Origin of the sequence: Escherichia sp. MOD1-EC6162, assembly GCF_002965125.1 — a bacterium.
Classification (GTDB): Bacteria; Pseudomonadota; Gammaproteobacteria; order Enterobacterales; family Enterobacteriaceae; genus Escherichia; species Escherichia marmotae.
Window position 1 is genome coordinate 26975 of the sequence record NZ_PTSB01000034.1, and the last position, 18821, is coordinate 45795.

General features: G+C 52.2%; 14 protein-coding genes and 3 pseudogenes. 11 read left to right on the forward strand and 6 right to left on the reverse strand.

Annotated elements, in window-relative coordinates:
* Positions 1 to 1251 (reverse strand): enterobactin transporter EntS, encoded by a 1251-nt coding sequence (gene entS / locus A9587_RS20895; protein ID WP_061090779.1) that lies wholly within the window; start codon positions 1249 to 1251, stop codon positions 1 to 3.
* Positions 1252 to 1361: 110 nt separating this feature from the next.
* Between entS and fepD the strand changes: the two genes are divergently transcribed.
* From fepD to fepC, 3 genes are read left to right on the forward strand one after another with little or no spacing between them, the layout of a single operon-like run.
* Positions 1362 to 2366 (forward strand): Fe(3+)-siderophore ABC transporter permease, encoded by a 1005-nt coding sequence (gene fepD, locus A9587_RS20900; RefSeq protein ID WP_010380679.1) that lies wholly within the window; start codon positions 1362 to 1364, stop codon positions 2364 to 2366.
* A complete protein-coding gene (fepG, locus tag A9587_RS20905; protein ID WP_000640983.1) occupies positions 2363 to 3355 on the forward strand; it encodes an iron-enterobactin ABC transporter permease in 993 nt (330 codons plus the stop codon). Before fepD ends, fepG begins: the two co-directional genes overlap by 4 nt.
* Positions 3352 to 4167: an iron-enterobactin ABC transporter ATP-binding protein gene (gene fepC, locus A9587_RS20910; RefSeq protein ID WP_105263424.1), complete on the forward strand. Its 816-nt coding sequence runs from the start codon at positions 3352 to 3354 to the stop codon at positions 4165 to 4167. Before fepG ends, fepC begins: the two co-directional genes overlap by 4 nt.
* Here fepC and wzz(fepE) read toward each other — a convergent pair.
* The 4 genes from wzz(fepE) to fes all read right to left on the reverse strand — a co-directional run bounded on the left by wzz(fepE) (position 4164) and on the right by fes (position 10814).
* Positions 4164 to 5297, reverse strand: a complete 1134-nt coding sequence (gene wzz(fepE) / locus A9587_RS20915) for an LPS O-antigen length regulator Wzz(fepE) (RefSeq protein WP_001515946.1) — start codon at positions 5295 to 5297, stop codon at positions 4164 to 4166. The genes fepC and wzz(fepE) overlap by 4 nt on opposite strands.
* 215 nt (positions 5298 to 5512) lie before the next feature.
* Entirely contained in the window at positions 5513 to 9394 is a 3882-nt protein-coding gene (gene entF, locus A9587_RS20920) for an enterobactin non-ribosomal peptide synthetase EntF (protein WP_105263425.1), read from the reverse strand.
* Complete coding sequence (locus A9587_RS20925) at positions 9391 to 9609, reverse strand: MbtH family protein (RefSeq protein WP_000885802.1); 219 nt, start codon at positions 9607 to 9609, stop codon at positions 9391 to 9393. The genes entF and A9587_RS20925 overlap by 4 nt, the downstream gene beginning before the upstream one ends.
* 2 nt (positions 9610 to 9611) lie before the next feature.
* Positions 9612 to 10814, reverse strand: coding sequence for an enterochelin esterase (fes, locus tag A9587_RS20930; protein WP_001515944.1), 1203 nt, complete (start codon positions 10812 to 10814; stop codon positions 9612 to 9614).
* A 244-nt stretch (positions 10815 to 11058) separates the two neighbouring features.
* Here fes and fepA point away from each other — a divergent pair, with 244 nt between their 5' ends.
* The gene (gene fepA / locus A9587_RS20935) at positions 11059 to 13299 is read left to right on the forward strand and encodes a siderophore enterobactin receptor FepA (protein WP_001034945.1); all 2241 of its coding nucleotides are present in this window, start codon (positions 11059 to 11061) and stop codon (positions 13297 to 13299) included.
* A gap of 174 nt (positions 13300 to 13473) precedes the next feature.
* Entirely contained in the window at positions 13474 to 14094 is a 621-nt protein-coding gene (entD, locus tag A9587_RS20940; protein WP_105263434.1) for an enterobactin synthase subunit EntD, read from the forward strand.
* 125 nt (positions 14095 to 14219) lie between these two features.
* Here entD and A9587_RS20945 read toward each other — a convergent pair.
* A pseudogene (locus A9587_RS20945) lies at positions 14220 to 14405 on the reverse strand (Hok/Gef family protein); the annotation flags it as partial.
* Between A9587_RS20945 and A9587_RS25575 the strand changes: the two are divergent.
* The 6 genes and pseudogenes from A9587_RS25575 to ybdG all read left to right on the forward strand — a co-directional run.
* A pseudogene (locus A9587_RS25575) lies at positions 14338 to 14605 on the forward strand (hypothetical protein). The pseudogenes A9587_RS20945 and A9587_RS25575 overlap by 68 nt on opposite strands.
* A 219-nt stretch (positions 14606 to 14824) precedes the next feature.
* Complete coding sequence (locus A9587_RS20955) at positions 14825 to 15943, forward strand: YbdK family carboxylate-amine ligase (protein WP_000056358.1); 1119 nt, start codon at positions 14825 to 14827, stop codon at positions 15941 to 15943.
* A gap of 65 nt (positions 15944 to 16008) precedes the next feature.
* Complete coding sequence (locus tag A9587_RS20960) at positions 16009 to 16257, forward strand: DUF1158 domain-containing protein (RefSeq protein ID WP_000682506.1); 249 nt, start codon at positions 16009 to 16011, stop codon at positions 16255 to 16257.
* A 64-nt stretch (positions 16258 to 16321) separates the two neighbouring features.
* Positions 16322 to 16690, forward strand: coding sequence for an MmcQ/YjbR family DNA-binding protein (locus A9587_RS20965; RefSeq protein WP_000360970.1), 369 nt, complete (start codon positions 16322 to 16324; stop codon positions 16688 to 16690).
* A gap of 92 nt (positions 16691 to 16782) precedes the next feature.
* Positions 16783 to 17436, forward strand: a complete 654-nt coding sequence (nfsB, locus tag A9587_RS20970; RefSeq protein WP_001515940.1) for an oxygen-insensitive NAD(P)H nitroreductase — start codon at positions 16783 to 16785, stop codon at positions 17434 to 17436.
* Positions 17437 to 17543: 107 nt separating this feature from the next.
* Positions 17544 to 18695: pseudogene (gene ybdG, locus A9587_RS20975) on the forward strand (mechanosensitive ion channel YbdG); the annotation flags it as partial.
* Positions 18696 to 18821 lie beyond the last annotated feature (126 nt).

Here is an 18821-nt window from a genome sequence, read left to right on the forward strand (position 1 = left end):
TTAACTGTCGGACGCTGCCGCTTGTGGTGGCGTCTGGCGAAAACGGCGCAACTCCACCAGCACCAGCAACAACAATACACCGATAATCAACAAGCCAAAGCCACTGACGCTGGCGGATGTAACCGGTGTCATCATCGCCCCCAGACCGCCCAGCAACGCCGCACCAATCGCATCGCCCGTCACGTTCTGCGCCGTCCACAAACCGTTAATCCGCCCTAACATCGCTTCCGGAGTTTGCGTTTGCAGCATTGTATATTGCAGCAACGAACTGACCGCGCTCAGCCAGCCGAACAGCGCCAGACAAACCACGCCCGGAATCCACATTGGCATCAGGCCAAACAAACCAATGGCGAGAAATGAACCTAATGTGGAAAGCAGCATTAACAATCCTGGCCGCACGCTATGCGCCAGTTTCCCGCTAGTCAACGCCCCGATTGCCGCACCGAGCGGAATTGCCGCATAGAGAAAGCCAATCTGCGCCGCCGACATCTGCCAGTTGATTGCCAGCGCCGGATACAGTACCCGCACCGCACTCGCCATCGTCAACAACCCACCCAACAGCGCAATGCCGCCCACCAGCGGGCTGGCGAGCAGAAAACGAAAGGCTGCCAGAAGCGATTTCAGCGGATGCTCACGCGGCTGCGGTGGCGGCGGCAGTGCCGGAAGACTTAACAGAGGCAGTAAAGTGATGAACGTTCCTGCCGCCGCCAGCCCGTAGTTCCAGGCGACGCCGCCAGTCGCCAGCAGTAAGCCACCCATCATGGGCGAAATTACCGATCCCAGGCGCACGGTCAACATGGTAATCGCCCCGGCCTGCATTAAGTTTTCCCGCCCAACTAGCGCAGGCGTTGCCGCCAGCAGCGCCGTAACGCCCAGCGAGGCAAAAAAACCATCCCATAAACCGAGTAAATAGATTGCCAATAGTGATGACTCCGGCAACAGCGCGTTCAGACACAGACCAATAAAGCCAATGCCACAGGTGCCGCGCGCCAGCAAAATCACTTTTTTGCGCTCATAACGATCCGCCAGCACACCACCGACCATCAGACCGACAAACATCGCGCCGCCGGTCAGCGTCACTGAAAGCCCAACCTGCCAGGTGGAATTCGTCATCATCTGGATCTGCACCGGCACCGCGACGCCGAGCAACCCCAGAGAAACAATTGAGATAAAACGAGCGAGGAATACTGCGCGAAACGCCGGGTGCGTTTTCAACAGGCTGAGGTTAAGCAGCCAGGATTGTTTATTCATTACAATGCCTTGCCATCAAATATTTTAAATACCTATTCTTAGGCTGCACATGCTAACATATCCAAATAAGATCGATAACGATAATTAATTTCATTATCATGGAAGTTCGTATGTCTGGTTCTGTTGCCGTGACACGCGCCATTGCCGTGCCCGGATTGCTGTTATTACTGATTATCGCGACGGCATTAAGCCTGCTCATTGGGGCAAAATCACTCCCCGCCTCCGTGGTCCTGGAGGCACTCTCCGGCACCTGCCAGAGCGCCGACTGCACCATCGTGCTCGACGCCCGACTGCCGCGCACCCTTGCCGGATTGCTGGCGGGCGGAGCGCTTGGCCTTGCCGGGGCGTTAATGCAAACCCTCACCCGAAACCCGCTTGCCGATCCCGGTTTGCTTGGCGTGAACGCCGGAGCCAGCTTTGCCATTGTGCTCGGCGCAGCGCTGTTTGGTTACTCTTCCGCCCAGGAACAACTGGCGATGGCTTTCGCTGGCGCGCTGGTGGCCTCGTTGATTGTTGCCTTTACCGGCAGCCAGGGCGGCGGGCAGTTAAGTCCGGTGCGTTTAACCCTGGCGGGCGTGGCGCTGGCGGCGGTACTGGAAGGGCTGACCAGCGGCATCGCCCTGCTTAATCCTGACGTCTACGATCAGTTGCGTTTCTGGCAAGCCGGTTCACTGGATATTCGCAACCTCCATACCTTAAAAGTGGTGCTGCTCCCGGTGCTGATCGCCGGAGCAACCGCACTCTTACTGAGTCGTGCGTTGAATAGTTTAAGTCTGGGAAACGACACCGCGACAGCGCTGGGTAGCCGCGTAGCGCGCACACAGTTGATTGGTCTGCTGGCGATTACCGTGCTTTGCGGTAGTGCGACGGCAGTGGTGGGTCCAATTGCCTTTATTGGCCTGATGATGCCGCATATGGCACGCTGGTTGGTAGGAGCAGATCATCGCTGGTCACTCCCCGTTACACTACTCGCCACGCCTGTCCTGCTGCTGTTTGCCGATATCATCGGGCGTGTGATTGTGCCCGGCGAGCTGCGCGTTTCCGTGGTCAGCGCCTTTATTGGCGCACCGGTATTAATCTTCCTCGTCCGACGTAAAACGCGAGGTGGCGCATGATTTACGTCTCTCGCAGATTACTCATAACCTGTTTGTTGCTGATTACCGCCTGTATCGTGGCGGGCATCTGGGGATTACGCAGTGGTGCTGTGACACTGGAAACATCGCAGGTATTCGCCGCGCTGATGGATGATGCTCCCCGCAGTATGACAATGGTCGTCACCGAATGGCGCTTACCGCGCGTGCTGATGGCGCTGTTAATTGGCGCGGCGCTGGGCGTCAGCGGCGCTATTTTTCAGTCGCTGATGCGTAACCCACTCGGCAGCCCTGACGTGATGGGCTTTAACACCGGGGCGTGGAGCGGCGTGCTGGTGGCGATGGTACTGTTTGGTCAGGACCTGACGGCTATCGCCCTGGCAGCAATGGCGGGTGGCATTGTCACTTCACTACTGGTCTGGCTGCTCGCCTGGCGTAACGGTATCGACACCTTTCGCCTGATTATTATCGGTATCGGCGTTCGCGCCATGCTGGTGGCCTTTAATACCTGGCTATTGCTTAAAGCCTCATTAGAGACGGCGCTAACGGCGGGTTTGTGGAATGCCGGCTCGCTCAACGGCCTGACATGGGCGAAAACCTGGCCTTCCGCGCCAATCATTATTTTGATGTTAATTGCCGCAGCCTTGCTGGTAAGGCGGATGCGCTTGCTGGAGATGGGCGATGATACCGCCTGCGCGCTGGGCGTCAGCGTCGAACGCTCGCGTCTGTTAATGATGCTGGTGGCGGTGGTGCTTACCGCTGCTGCAACTGCACTGGCGGGGCCGATCTCCTTTATTGCGCTGGTCGCGCCGCATATTGCCCGACGCATTAGCGGCACCGCTCGCTGGGGGCTGACCCAGGCGGCGCTATGTGGCGCGCTGTTACTGCTGGCAGCAGACCTCTGCGCTCAGCAACTGTTTATGCCGTATCAACTTCCGGTTGGCGTCGTCACCGTCAGCCTCGGCGGTATTTACCTTATCGTCTTGTTAATTCAGGAGTCTCGCAAAAAATGACCGAATCAGTAGCCCGTTTGCGCGGCGAGCAGTTAACCCTGGGATATGGCAAATATACCGTTGCGGAAAATCTGACCGTAGAGATCCCTGACGGTCATTTCACGGCGATTATCGGGCCAAACGGCTGCGGTAAATCCACGTTGCTGCGCACGTTAAGCCGTCTGATGACACCCGCTCACGGGCATGTCTGGCTGGATGGCGAACAGATTCAACGTTTCGCCAGTAAAGAGGTCGCACGCCGGATTGGTCTGCTGGCGCAAAACGCTACCACGCCGGGCGACATCACCGTTCAGGAGCTGGTAGCGCGTGGGCGCTATCCGCATCAGCCGTTGTTTACCCGCTGGCGGAAAGAAGATGAAGAGGCGGTTACAAAAGCGATGCAGGCCACGGGAATTACTCATCTGGCGAATCAAAGCGTGGATACCCTCTCCGGCGGGCAACGACAGCGAGCGTGGATCGCGATGGTGCTGGCCCAGGAAACGGCGATTATGTTGCTCGATGAGCCAACGACCTGGCTGGATATCAGTCATCAGATTGATTTGCTGGAGTTGCTCAGTGAACTAAACCGCGAGAAAGGCTATACGCTGGCTACGGTGCTGCACGATCTCAACCAGGCCTGTCGTTACGCCAGCCATTTGATTGCGCTGCGAGAAGGAAAAATTATCGCCCAGGGTGCGCCTAAGGAGATTGTCACTGCCGAATTAATTGAGCGTATCTATGGTTTGCGCTGCATGATTATTGATGATCCCGTGGCAGGAACACCATTGGTGGTGCCGCTCGGACGAACGGCACCTTCAACCGCGAAGATTTAAACTAAGTGGCCTTCCATCATGGCATCCTGTTTTCTGGATGCCATTGCATGGCGCAAAAGCACGCTGCCACACGCAACCATACCGCCGACCAACGCGGCAAGGATCACAATAATCGCTTTGCCAGGACCGTCTTTTTTCACCGGCAAACTCGGACGCAACTGATATTTAAACGGCGTAAAATTGACATCGCTGACATTTGCTTTTGTTAATTGCTCAACAAGATACTGGCGATTACGTAAATCACCGTTCAGTTCGGCAACATCGGTGACCGCTTTTTCAATTTCCAGTTTACGCTCAATACCGTCTGCGCCGAGAGAAATAGAGAACTCAGGGTCGTCTTTTACTGCCTGACCATTACTGTAAACGGGTTTTTTAATTCCTGCCGCATTAGCAATATCGAGTGAGTAATTGAGGCGCTGAATGTTTGCATCAAGATGGTTTCTGGTTTTAATCCGATCCTGGGCCAGTTTTTCTTTTTCGAACTGGGTTTTAATTTCCAGTTTATTACGCACATTTTCTAGCGACTCTTTCACCACCAACGTAGAGATATAATCGATATACCCTGCCAGAACGGTCTGGGCTTCTTCACTGGTGGGCGCGGTAAAACTTAGCGTCCAGGAAGTATAAAGTGTCGGCTCATCTTTTTTCTTACTGGCATTGTCATCAACCGCTTTCATTTTTTCGCTCAATGCGACAATAGCGCGATGCAAATCCAGTTCGTCGATTTTCGCCTCTTTTAGTTGGTCCATAACATAAGGTGATGAACGCAGATACTCTTCCAGTAAGCTAACCGACTGAAACTTTTTAATAAAAAGATTGAAAACACCGCCGCGGTCGATATTGACATCGAGATCCAGCACGCGGAGTTTAGTGAAAGTTTTCTCCAGGTCTTGCCACTGAACAGCCTCTGCGGGGGTGATGACAGCCGAACTGGTCCATTTTTGCGGCAGGATGAAAGAGATAAGTAAACCTGCGCAGGCAAACGCAAAAACGACTGCCATGACCGTTTTTTTTGCCTGCCATAAAATGTCGATTAGATTAAGTAAATCAATTTCATTATTACTGGGCGACGCCAGGTGATAATCGGGAAAATGAGAGTCACTTCCCTGCTTAATATTCAGTGATGACATGCGGTATAACCTGAAAATGAGTCCAATATGAGTAAATCTCCATAGCGCTCACTTTACCAGTTGGTGAGAATTATCCGAAGCTGAAGTTTGTAAATTACACGCACGAACGCAATATTTGGAGCATTTTCAGTCAATCCACTCAGGGGGTATTAATATGATAAATAATAAAATCCATAATTATTTATCATAATTATGGATTTGTATTTAAGATAAAGTTATTTATTTAGTATCGTATGAATTATTGGCCCGATTTTTTCAAACGTCATTGGCGATATAATATCCACGTGCGCGCAATCCTGGCGATAAATATCCAGATCTGCAATCCACGGTGACCAGGCGCGCTCCGGGCTGACACCTTCCGGTAATGTACGCTCAGCAACAAACAGCGTGGCTTTACCATCAAATGGCACACTATGAGCAGTGGTCAACAATCGCACCGCATCAGCATAGTTGCCTTCAATGGAGGTAAACAGCTCCGTTGAAGTACTTCCCTGCTGTGCCGCCAGGAACGCCTCGCGCTCGCGGTTAATCTCCGCCAGCACTTCCGGATCCAGACCGTTGGCTTCTTTTTCCTGCCAGTTTTGCGTTTCTGGTGGCCAGGTATCCAGCAAACCAAGAAATGCTACCTGTTCGCCACGAGCACGCAGTCGCGCCGCGATACCCTGCGCCAGCGTACCGCCCAGCGAATAACCCAGCAAGTAATAAGGGCCACGAGGTTGTTGTGCCAGTAATGTTGCCAGATGCGCTTCGCATACTTCATCCAGGTTTGTCGCCGTCTGCATGGGGCCATTGGGGCGCGGTGACTGAATACCGATAATCGACCATTGTGGGTCGAGATAACGCGAGAGCACGCTAAACTGCCAGGCAAAACCGGACGCCGGATGGAAACAGAACAGCGTCGGGCCATTGCTTTCACGCAGTGGAAGAACGGTTTCAAATCCCAGACGCTGGGCGTTTTCTGCTCCGCCATCAATAATCATTGCCAGTTTAGCGACGGTTGATGCCACCATCACCTGCCCCGGTGTGACCTGGCGAGCAAACTGTCGACTTAACTGCGCTGCCAGTTTCATCGCCAGTAGCGAATGACCGCCAAGAGCGAAGAAATCAGCGTCGGCATCCTGCACGTCACAACCCAGTAATGACGAAAACGCTTCAGCAATAATCGATTCACTGCCCGTTTTCAGCGCACGTCCCGACGTATGGGCTTTTAGTTCCGGCAACGGCAGAGCTTTGCGATCCAGCTTGCCATTGGCGCTGAGCGGCAACTGCGCAAGTTGCAGCAGAACTACAGGCACCATATGCGGCGGCAATGTTTCGCGCAATTGCGCCTGCAGTGCAGTGGTATCCAGCGGCAAACCTGATTGCGACACCAGATACCCCACCAACTGACGCGCATCACCGCCGGTTGCTGCCGCCTGGTTAATGACACAAGCGTGGGTAACGGCCTGCTCGACATCTGGCAGCGCCTGCATCACGCGATCGATTTCACCCAGTTCAATACGCTGACCACGGATTTTTAGCTGATCATCACTGCGCCCGAGATACTCCACCGCGCCATTTTCCAGCCAGCGAGCCACATCGCCAGTACGATACATGCGTTCACCAGGAGCGAACGGATCGGCAATAAAACGGCTGGCTGTGAGATCGGGTCGTCCAAGATAACCCTGCGCCAGTTGGATGCCGGTGAGATAGAGATCTCCCGCAACACCCGGCGGTACTGGATGCATCATTGCATCAAGAATGCGCAGCCCCGTGTTCCAGACCGGATAGCCAATCGGTACGCTGCTACCACTCACCGCCGCCAGTTCATCGCCAAAGGCCGGATACCAGCTCACATCCACCGCCGCTTCTGTAGGGCCGTAGAGATTATGTAACGGCGTGCCGGTTAATTGCTGCCACTCACGGCATAAATCGGTCGGTAATGCTTCGCCACTACAGAACACCTGTTTCAACGTCGCGCAACTTTGGCGAGCGGTTTCCGCTGTCAGCGAAGCAACAAACGCCGCCAGCATCGACGGTACAAAGTGTGTGGTCGTCACGCCGTATTCGGCAAAAAACCGTTGCATAGCGAGCGGATCGCGGTGCGCTTCCGGCTCTGCCATTACCAGTTTTGCCCCAGCGATAAACGGCCAGAAAAATTCCCATACTGAGACATCAAAACTGCACGGCGTTTTTTGAGCAACGACATCTTCACCTGTCAGCGGGTAATGGTTTTGCATCCATAACAGGCGATTAACGATAGCCTTCTGCCCGACCATCACCCCTTTCGGCCTGCCGGTAGAACCGGAAGTAAAGATGATATAAGCGGTGTGGTGCGGCTGCGAAAGTTGCAGTGGCGCACTGTCGTGAGGGGTAAGTGGGGCGTTATAGCAAAGGCGGGTTAAATTTGCTACATCGCTAAAGCGCGGCAGTTGATCGTCGCTAGTGATTAACAACGACGGGCGTGCATCTTCCAGCATCATCTTCAGACGATCGTCCGGATAGCCCGTATCCAGCGGTAACCAGGCCGCGCCTGCTTCAACAATCGCATGTAATGCCAGGGTCAAAAAGACCGAGCGCGGCAATGCCACCGCTACGCTGTCGCCGGGTTTAACGCCGCGCTCACGCAGCAGATTAGCCAGCGCCACCACCTGCTCGCGCATTTCCCGATAGCTGAACTGGTAATGTGCATCTGCCAGTGCCGGAGCATCCGGCGTTTTCGCTGCCTGTTCTGCCACCAGCGCGCTCAGTGTGGTTTCAGGAATATCGACCTGGGTGGCGTTGATCTGCGCCAACTGAGCATATTCGTCTGGCAGCATAATATCGACATCGCCACACAACAGCGTCGGATCCGCGGCAAATTGCGCAATCAGCATTTTCAGGCGTTCAGCGTGCTGGATTAACGTTGACTCATCGTAACGTTGTTTATTGGCGAGGATTTCAATACTCAAATCACCGTGCTCATCCGGGAACAGCGCCAGTTCAAGGTCATTAACCGGACCGGTTGCCAGGGTGTGAGTTTGCGACTGCACGCCAGGAATATCCAGTTGATAATCAAATACCTTGATATTGAGTACCGGGCCGAAAAGCGGTTCCTCTCCCGCCGCACGTCCGCTGTCACGCACAATTTGTTCCGCATCATAACGTTGATGGCGGCGCATCTTTTTCAACTGCCCTGCCAGCCGGATTGCCAGTTGCGGCAGCGTTTCTTGCGCTGCAATGTGAATACCCAATGGCAAAACGTTGAGCACAGGTCCGGTTGCCGTCAACGCCGCCGATCCCAGGCGACGCATAAAAATAAATCCGGCGGCATAGTCCATGCGGTTGCATAATCGCCCCAGCCACAAGGCTGCCAGTGCAAGAGCCAGATCGGTACGTTGTACCTCTGGTAATTGCGTAGCCAGTTGGCGGAATTCACCGTCAGTAAATTCCAGTTTCAGGCGCAGAATATCCGCCGAAGCGTTACGCCCAGGCAAAGGTGCGGAAGAGAGTGAAGCTGGCGGCGGCAACTGACAGCGCTGTTCTGCCCAGAATGCTGCATCACGCTGCCAGGCGTCGCTTTCGCGGTACTGCTGGTACTCTTCCACCACTTCAGCAAAAGGAGTAAACGGCGAAACAGGCGTTGGTTCGCCCCGCAGCCATGTGCAGTAAATGTTGGCAATTTGGCGGGTAATCGCCGGGAAACTGAAGCCATCAACCAGCAAATGGTGATAACGTTGATACCAGTACCAGCGGTTATCCGCAATCTGAATGAGCTGATGAAACACCAGCGGTTTACCGCTATCGACGCGCAGGTTTTGGTGTAAATCAGCCTGCATCAATGCCAGCGCAGTGCCGTGAGGATCAATGTTGGTACGCAGGTCGATAATTTCTGGCTGTTCGAACGTCATCGCGTCATCGACCCATTGCCAGACTTCGCCGTTATCTTCCGTAAAACGCATCCGCAGCGTATCAGCCTGTGCTACCCCGGCAACCACCGCGCGGGCCAGTAATGGCGCATCAATATCTCCGGTTAATTCAACGTAATGCGCCACGCTCCAGGCGGAAGGTAAATCAGACAGTTTTTCTGCCATCCAGATGCCAGATTGCGCTGCAACCAAAGGTAAATGCTGACTCATTGCGCCTCCTGCGGCTGGGTGAAATTCGCGGGTGTCAGTGTATGCCAGTTAGCTTCCAGCCACTGCTGGCAAGCTTGCTGCGACTGCGGTTCACAAACAACGTCCCAACCCGCCGGTAACGCGCACGGTTGCGGCCACAGACTGAATTGCCCCTGCGCATTGCGCAAAACGTAAAACGCTCCCTGTGGATCATCGAAGGGATTACTGAATGCCATATTCAACTCCTGTCATGGAAAAGCGGTTGCCAGAGGTCGATTAGCCCCTGCATCAAACCGCCGCGCCAACAAAGCGCATCATGTCCGCCGTCAACCTGACGCCAGAAAATGGATTGTTGTGTGGTCTGTAATTGTGCATACAGCGCCTGGTTAGCTCGCATAATCACCGGTTCGCGAATCCCGGCCTCCAGCACTATGCGCAAGCCTTCAGCACTAACATCGCCTGATTTAAGCTGTTCGATCAGTTGCCCCTCCGGCTGCCCACTCCGATGCGGCCACCAGTACGATCCCGACTGGCTTAATACACAGCCAAAACGTTCAGGCCAGTGCAGTCCGGCATACAGTGCTGAAAGGCCGCCAAAACTTTGCCCGGCGACCACAGTACGATCAGCACGATCGCTGAAAGGGGTAATGGCTTTCACCAGGGGTAATAACTCTTGCTGTACTGCCAGCCAGAAATCAGCATTACACGGAAGTTCGCGTGCACGATGCGCGGTGTCGATGGCATCGATCAACACATACACAGCAGGTGGAAGTTGCTGACGGCGGGTCAACGAAGTCAGCGGCGACCAGACGGGCATGCTTTGCGCCCAAAATTCACCATCGAGCAGAATGGCTAACGGACGCTCTTCGGCTGGTACATCGCCGGTGGTAAAAATCCATACACGGCGTGAATTTCCCAGCCGTTCACTTCTCCAGGTAATTTCCCTGGCTGAATTTTCTGGCGTTTGCCGGCAATCCCAACCAGGTTGCAGGGGTGCTTGCGGCATTTCGAGTGCGGAAACAGCGTGCCCTCGCCCTCCTTTCCAGCTTTGCGGATTCAGCGGATCGGCTATCGCCTGAGGGAGTAATTTTTGCCATCCCTCGCGTAATTCGAGGCGATCTGGTGATGGTGTAGAAAAAATGTCAGCACGTTCGGTGGGAATAAAACAGTAGCTGCCGCGCCAGTTGGCATTAAGTTGTGTCGTCCACTGCCAGACATCGGTGCCTGCTATGCGTTGCATCGACTGGGGCTGGCTGTTCTGATGATGATCGGTAACACCAGTGATATAGACCCATACGCGCTTTATCGCTGAGCGTTCTTCAGAACCTTGTGGGTCACGCCACCAGAAAGTGACCTGATACATTTCGTCATTAAGACGCTGCCATTGCGGGCCATGTTTCGACTGCCACCAGCTATCACTTCCCACCTTTAACGCCGTCACATCATAACCTTATGTTTATTGTGAATTTTTTCATTGATTACAGAAATATATTGATAATATTATTGATAACTATTTGCATTTGCAATAGCGTATTGGCGCGCTATGTCAAGCGCGGGCATTAATTAACCAACTGCACTGCGTGTCTTTCAGGAATCAAAGGTTTTCGCAGTGACGGGCGACATCAATCCAGCTTACGTCTCTTTAGACCGTTGGAATTCGTGGCAAAAATGCAGGAAAAAAAACAATGAACAAGAAGATTCATTCCCTGGCCTTGTTGGTCAATCTGGGGATTTATGGAGTAGCGCAGGCACAAGAGCCAACCGATACCCCTGTTTCACAGGACGATACCATTGTCGTGACCGCCGCCGAGCAGAACTTGCAGGCTCCCGGCGTTTCGACCATCACCGCAGATGAAATCCGCAAAAACCCGGTGGCCCGCGATGTATCGGAAATCATCCGTACCATGCCAGGCGTAAACCTGACGGGTAACTCCACCAGCGGTCAGCGCGGTAATAACCGCCAGATTGATATTCGCGGCATGGGTCCGGAAAACACCCTGATTTTGATTGACGGTAAACCGGTCAGCAGCCGCAACTCGGTGCGTCAGGGCTGGCGCGGTGAGCGTGATACCCGTGGCGATACCTCCTGGGTGCCACCTGAGATGATCGAACGTATTGAAGTTTTGCGTGGTCCGGCGGCGGCCCGTTACGGTAACGGTGCGGCAGGTGGCGTGGTTAACATTATCACCAAAAAAGGCAGTGGCGAGTGGCACGGTTCCTGGGATGCTTATTTCAATGCCCCTGAACATAAAGAGGAAGGTGCCACCAAACGCACCAACTTCAGCCTCACCGGTCCACTGGGCGACGAGTTCAGCTTCCGTTTGTACGGCAACCTCGACAAAACGCAGGCCGACGCGTGGGATATTAACAAAGGTCATCAGTCCGCACGTGCAGGAACCTATGCAACTACCCTACCAGCCGGGCGCGAAGGGGTGATCAACAAAGACATTAACGGCGTAGTTCGCTGGGACTTCGCACCGCTGCAATCGCTGGAACTGGAAGCAGGTTACAGCCGCCAGGGCAACCTGTATGCGGGCGATACCCAGAACACCAACTCTGACGCTTACACTCGCTCTAAATACGGCGATGAAACCAACCGTCTCTATCGCCAGAACTACTCGCTGACCTGGAACGGCGGCTGGGATAACGGCGTGACCACCAGCAACTGGGTGCAGTATGAACACACCCGTAACTCGCGTATCCCGGAAGGTCTGGCGGGCGGCACCGAAGGAAAATTTAACGAAAAAGCGACGCAGGATTTCGTCGATATCGATCTCGATGACGTGATGCTGCATAGCGAAGTTAACCTGCCGATTGATTTCTTCGTTAACCAGACGCTGACGCTGGGTACGGAGTGGAATCAGCAGCGGATGAAGGACTTGAGTTCCAACACCCAGGCGCTGACCGGAACGAATACCGGCGGTGCTATTGATGGTGTGAGTGCCACCGACCGTAGCCCATATTCAAAAGCAGAAATTTTCTCGCTGTTTGCAGAAGACAATATAGAACTGACCGACAGCACCATCGTAACGCCGGGGCTGCGTTTCGATCATCACAGCATTGTCGGTAATAACTGGAGCCCGGCGTTAAACGTATCGCAAGGCTTAGGCGATGACTTCACGCTGAAAATGGGTATCGCACGCGCCTATAAAGCGCCGAGCCTGTATCAGACTAACCCGAACTACATTCTCTACAGTAAAGGTCAGGGCTGCTATGCCAGCGCAGGCGGCTGCTATCTACAAGGTAACGATGACCTGAAAGCAGAAACCAGCATCAACAAAGAGATTGGTCTGGAATTCAAACGCGACGGCTGGCTGGCGGGCGTGACCTGGTTCCGTAACGACTATCGCAACAAGATTGAAGCGGGCTATGTGGCTGTAGGGAAAAATGCGGCAGGCACCGATCTCTATCAGTGGGATAACGTGCCGAAAGCGGTGGTTGAAGGTCTGGAAGGATCGTTAAACGTGCCGGTTAGCGAGACGGTGATGTGGACCAACAACATCACTTATATGCTGAAGAGTGAAAACAAAACCACGGGAGACCGTTTGTCGATCATCCCGGAATATACGTTGAACTCAACGCTGAGCTGGCAGGCGCGGGAAGATTTGTCGATGCAAACCACCTTCACCTGGTATGGCAAACAGCAGCCGAAGAAATATAACTACAAAGGCCAGCCAGCGGTTGGCCCGGAAACCAAAGAGATTAGCCCGTACAGTATTGTTGGCCTGAGTGCGACCTGGGACGTGACGAAGAACGTCAGTCTGACTGGCGGCGTGGATAACCTGTTCGACAAGCGTTTGTGGCGTGAAGGGAATGCCCAGACCACGGGTGATCTTGCCGGTGCGAACTATATCGCAGGTGCTGGCGCGTATACCTATAACGAACCAGGACGGACATGGTATATGAGCATTAATACTCACTTCTGATACTAACGTCAGATTGTTGACAAAGGGCGTGTCGTTCATGCCGGATGCGGCGTGAACGACTTATCCGGCCTACAAAATCTTGCCAATTCAAATATATTGCAGAACCACGTAGGTCTGATAAGCGTAGCGCATCAAGCAGTTTTGCGTTTGTCATCAGTCTCTAATATGGGCGAAATGAAAACCACGCATACCTCCCTTCCCTTTGCCGGACATACGCTGCACATTGTTGAGTTCGATCCTGCAAGTTTTCACGAGCAGGATTTGTTCTGGCTGCCGCATTACGCACAACTGCAACATGCCGGACGTAAACGCAAAGCCGAACATTTAGCCGGACGGATTGCTGCTGTTCATGCGTTGCGGGGATATGGCTATAAATGTGTGCCCGCAATCGGTGAACATCGCCAACCACTTTGGCCTGCGGGCTTATACGGCAGTATTAGTCACTGCGGGGCTACGGCTATAGCAATCGTCTCTCACCAACCGATTGGTGTGGATATCGAAGAAATTTTTTCTGCACACACAGCCAGAGAATTGACAGATAACATCATTACCCCCACTGAACGCGAGTTTATTACAGGCTGCAATTTACCTTTCCCTGTGGCACTTACACTGGCATTTTCAGCAAAAGAGAGTGCATTTAAGGCAAGCAAGATACAGACCGACGCAGGATTTCTAAATTATCAGGTGGTTAACTGGAATAAACAGCGAATCATTATTCGTTGGGAGGACGAGATGTTTGCTGTGCACTGGCAGATAAGAGGAAAACACATCATAACGCTGTGCCAACACGATTAATGGATAACTCTTGCTGTGGCTCGCCCGCAGCCATCACTGAGCGCGGGCGAAAGTGTAAAGCAGGTGCCCTACCATTCCTGACCTGACAACCGGATATGCAGGGATTTCTCCCCGCACAGCGGCGATTTCTTCGGTTCGTAAGCGAGAACAGCCTTAAACTCAATATTACGTTCCTTTACGGTGAACTCACACAGCGAGTCTCCGACCAGAAGCGTAAATCCCAGTACCGTCAAACACAGTACTATGACTGCCACAAGGGCATATTTCGTCAGCGTGTTTATATTGCCTCCATGCGAAGAAGGGACTAGCATCCAAATTGTTCAGGTTTGGGTAGGTAGCCCCAGGGTTGATAGAAATATCTCCTGGGCTTCATCTTTCCAGACCTCAGAGTAAACCTGAAACCGGAAAGCTTCAGGCACCCGCGGTTATCTTACCCTTCCTTAGCAAAATAACTGTTTGTTTATACAGCAAATCCTGTTTCGGGCTTTCCACAATTCATCAGATCAACTGAAGCTGAGCCAGTTTTTCTGTACGCCCCAATCGTCAAAATTCTTCGCCACCAGCCAGCTCAGCCATAACTTGTCACATTGCAAAAGTAGCCAAATTGCTTCAGTAGTAAGTAGCAATCAGTTCATCATCACCAAAAAAAGAAACATTCCAGAACTTCCGCATCTCGCCCAGCCGCGCCCACTTCTATACTGAAACGAAAACGCCCACATAAGAGAAACCTATGTCATTACCCGATTTTCATATTTCTGAACCTTTTACCCTCGGTATTGAGCTGGAAATGCAGGTGGTTAATCCGCCGGGCTACGATCTTAGTCAGGACTCTTCAACGCTAATTGATGCGGTAAAAAGTGAGATTAGCGCCGGGGAAGTGAAGCACGATATCACCGAAAGTATGCTGGAACTGGCAACTGGTGTTTGCCGTGATATCAACCAGGCTGCCGGGCAATTTTCAGCAATGCAGAAAGTCGTTCTGCAAGCTGCGGCGGAGAATCATCTGGAAATTTGCGGTGGCGGTACGCACCCATTTCAGAAATGGCAGCGTCAGGAGGTGTGCGATAACGCACGCTATCAGCGGACGCTGGAACACTTTGGTTATCTCATTCAGCAGGCGACTGTTTTTGGTCAGCATGTTCACGTTGGCTGCGCCAGTGGCGATGACGCCATTTATTTGCTACACGGCTTATCGCGCTTTGTGCCGCACTTTATCGCCCTTTCTGCCGCGTCGCCGTATATGCAGGGAACAGATACCCATTTTGTCTCCTCACGGCCAAATATCTTTTCCGCCTTTCCCGATAATGGTCCGATGCCGTGGGTCAGTAACTGGCAGCAATTCGAAGCCCTGTTTCGCTGCCTGAGCTACACCACGATGATCGACAGCATTAAAGATTTGCACTGGGATATTCGCCCCAGCCCTCATTTTGGCACAGTAGAAGTTCGGGTGATGGATACCCCGTTAACCCTTAGCCATGCGATAAATATGGCGGGATTGATTCAGTCCACCGCTCACTGGCTGCTGACGGAACGCCCTTTTAAGCATCAGGAAAAGGATTATCTGCTGTATAAGTTCAACCGTTTCCAGGCCTGCCGCTATGGTCTGGAAGGCGTTGTTACCGATCCACACACCGGCGATCGTCGGCCACTAACAGAAGACACCTTACGATTGCTGGAAAAAATCGCCCCTTCTGCGCATAAAATTGGTGCGTCGAGTGCGGTTGAGGCCCTACATCGCCAGGTCGCCAGCGGTCTGAATGAAGCACAGTTGATGCGTGATTTCGTTGCCGATGGCGGCTCGCTGATTGGGCTGGTGAAAAAGCATTGTGAGATTTGGGCCGGAGACTAAGTCGGGAATTGCCTTACAGAAGAATATCCCTGACAATGGTGTTTTAACTTACATTTAACAATGTTATGAAACATCCTTTAGAAACCTTGACCGCCGCAGCAGGCATTTTGTTGATGGCTTTCCTCTCTTGCCTGCTGCTGCCCGCCCCCGCGCTGGGGCTGACGCTGGCACAGAAACTGATGGCCACGTTCCATCTGATGGATCTGAGTCAGCTTTACACTTTGTTATTTTGTCTGTGGTTTTTAGTGCTGGGCGCTATTGAATATTTTATTCTTAGATTTATCTGGCGACGCTGGTTCTCGCTGGCGGATTAAACATCGATTATCGCCGCGGTTCGCGGCATACTTTGCTTATTCTCCTTCGCCTTAAGGAAAGTTTATGGATAAGCAATCACTGCTTGAAACGGCGAAACGCCTGGCGCTTGAGCTGCCTTTCGTCGAGCTTTGCTGGCCGTTTGGCCCGGAGTTTGATGTTTTTAAAATTGGCGGCAAGATTTTTATGCTGTCGTCAGAACTGCGCGGCGTCCCCTTCATAAATCTGAAGTCCGATCCACAAAAATCCCTGTTAAATCAGCAGATATATCCGAACATTAAGCCTGGATATCACATGAATAAAAAGCACTGGATTTCGGTGTATCCCGGCAAGGAAATCTCCGAAGCGTTACTTCGCGATCTGATCAACGATTCATGGAATTTAGTGGTTGATGGCTTAGCCAAACGCGATCAAAAAAGACTGCGCCCAGGCTAAAACGTAAATCTATAGAGCATTTTTCTCGCTTACCATTTTACTTCGATCCTTGTAATCTGCTGGCACACAAATGTCTTTCACAAGGAGTCTTTATGGATATTATTTCTGTCGCCTTAAAGCGTCATTCCACTAAGGCATTCGATGCCAACAAAAAACTTACCCCAGAACAGGCAGAGCAGATCAAAACCCTGCTGCAATACAGCCCTTCCAGCACCAACTCCCAGCCGTGGCATTTTATCGTTGCCAGCACTGAAGAAGGCAAAGCGCGTGTCGCCAAATCCGCTGCCGATAATTACGTGTTCAACGAACGTAAAATACTTGATGCCTCGCACGTCGTGGTGTTCTGCGCGAAAACCGCAATGGACGATGCCTGGCTGAAGCTGGTTGTTGACCAGGAAGATGCTGATGGCCGCTTTGCCACGCCGGAAGCGAAAGCCGCGAACGATAAAGGCCGCAAATTCTTCGCGGATATGCACCGTAAAGATCTGCAAGATGATGCAGAGTGGATGGCAAAACAGGTATATCTCAACGTCGGTAATTTCCTGCTGGGCGTTGCGGCACTGGGTCTGGACGCGGTGCCAATCGAAGGTTTTGACGCCGCGATCCTCGATGAAGAATTTGGTCTGAAAGAGAAAGGCTACACCAGTCTGGTGATCGTTCCGGTGGGTCATCATAGCGTCGAAGATTTTAACGCTACCCTGCCGAAATCTCGTCTGCCACAAAGTATCACTTTAACCGAAGTGTAATTCTCCCTTGCCGGGCATCCGCCCGGCTATTTATCCTCAGATTTTACTTATTTGCATAACCCCCTTTCACCCGTCATCATAGGCCGCTGTTGTATAAAGGAGACGTTATGCAGGATTTAATATCCCAGGTTGAAGATTTAGCGGGTATTGAGATCGATCACACCACTTCAATGGTGATGATTTTCGGTATTATTTTTCTGACCGCCGTAATAGTGCATATTATTTTGCACTGGGTGGTACTGCGTACCTTCGAAAAACGCGCCATCGCCAGCTCACGGCTGTGGTTGCAAATCATTACCCAGAATAAACTCTTCCACCGTTTAGCTTTTACCCTGCAGGGGATTATCGTCAATATTCAGGCGGTATTCTGGCTGCAAAAAGGCACCGAAGCGGCTGATATCCTGACCACCTGTGCGCAGTTGTGGATCATGATGTATGCGCTGCTTTCAGTCTTCTCCCTGCTGGATGTTATTTTAAATCTGGCTCAGAAATTCCCGGCGGCAAAACAGTTGCCGTTAAAAGGGATATTTCAGGGGATCAAACTGATCGGCGCGATTCTGGTCGGCATATTAATGATCTCACTGCTGATTGGTCAGTCACCGGCAATTCTGATCAGTGGTCTTGGCGCGATGGCTGCCGTACTGATGTTGGTGTTTAAAGATCCGATTCTTGGTCTGGTTGCAGGGATTCAGCTTTCCGCGAACGATATGTTGAAACTGGGCGACTGGCTGGAGATGCCAAAATACGGCGCGGATGGCTCAGTGATCGATATCGGCTTAACTACCGTCAAAGTGCGTAACTGGGATAATACCATTACCACTATTCCCACCTGGTCGTTAGTATCCGACTCCTTTAAAAACTGGAGCGGGATGTCAGCCTCTGGCGGTCGACGTATTAAACGCAGCATCAGTATTGATGTCACCAGTATTCGTTTTCTTGATGAAACCGAAATGCAGCGGCTGAATAAAGCGCATTTGTTGAAACCCTATTTAACCAGCCGCCATCAGGAAATTAACGAGTGGAATCGCCAGCAAGGTTCTACGGAGTCAGTATTAAACCTGCGCCGAATGACCAATATTGGAACGTTTCGCGCCTATCTGAACGAATATCTACGCAATCATCCGCGGATTCGTAAAGATATGACCTTAATGGTGCGCCAGTTAGCTCCCGGCGATAATGGTTTACCGCTTGAGATCTATGCGTTTACTAATACTGTGGTGTGGCTGGAATATGAAAGCATTCAGGCTGATATATTCGATGAAGCGGCGCACGAAAAACGCGAAAACGTTTCACGATAAATGCGAAAACTTTACTTTTCGCGCTTCAAACGAAACAGCGGCATTGGCCGCTGCTTTTTTATTCATTAAGTGGAATCACTTCGGGTA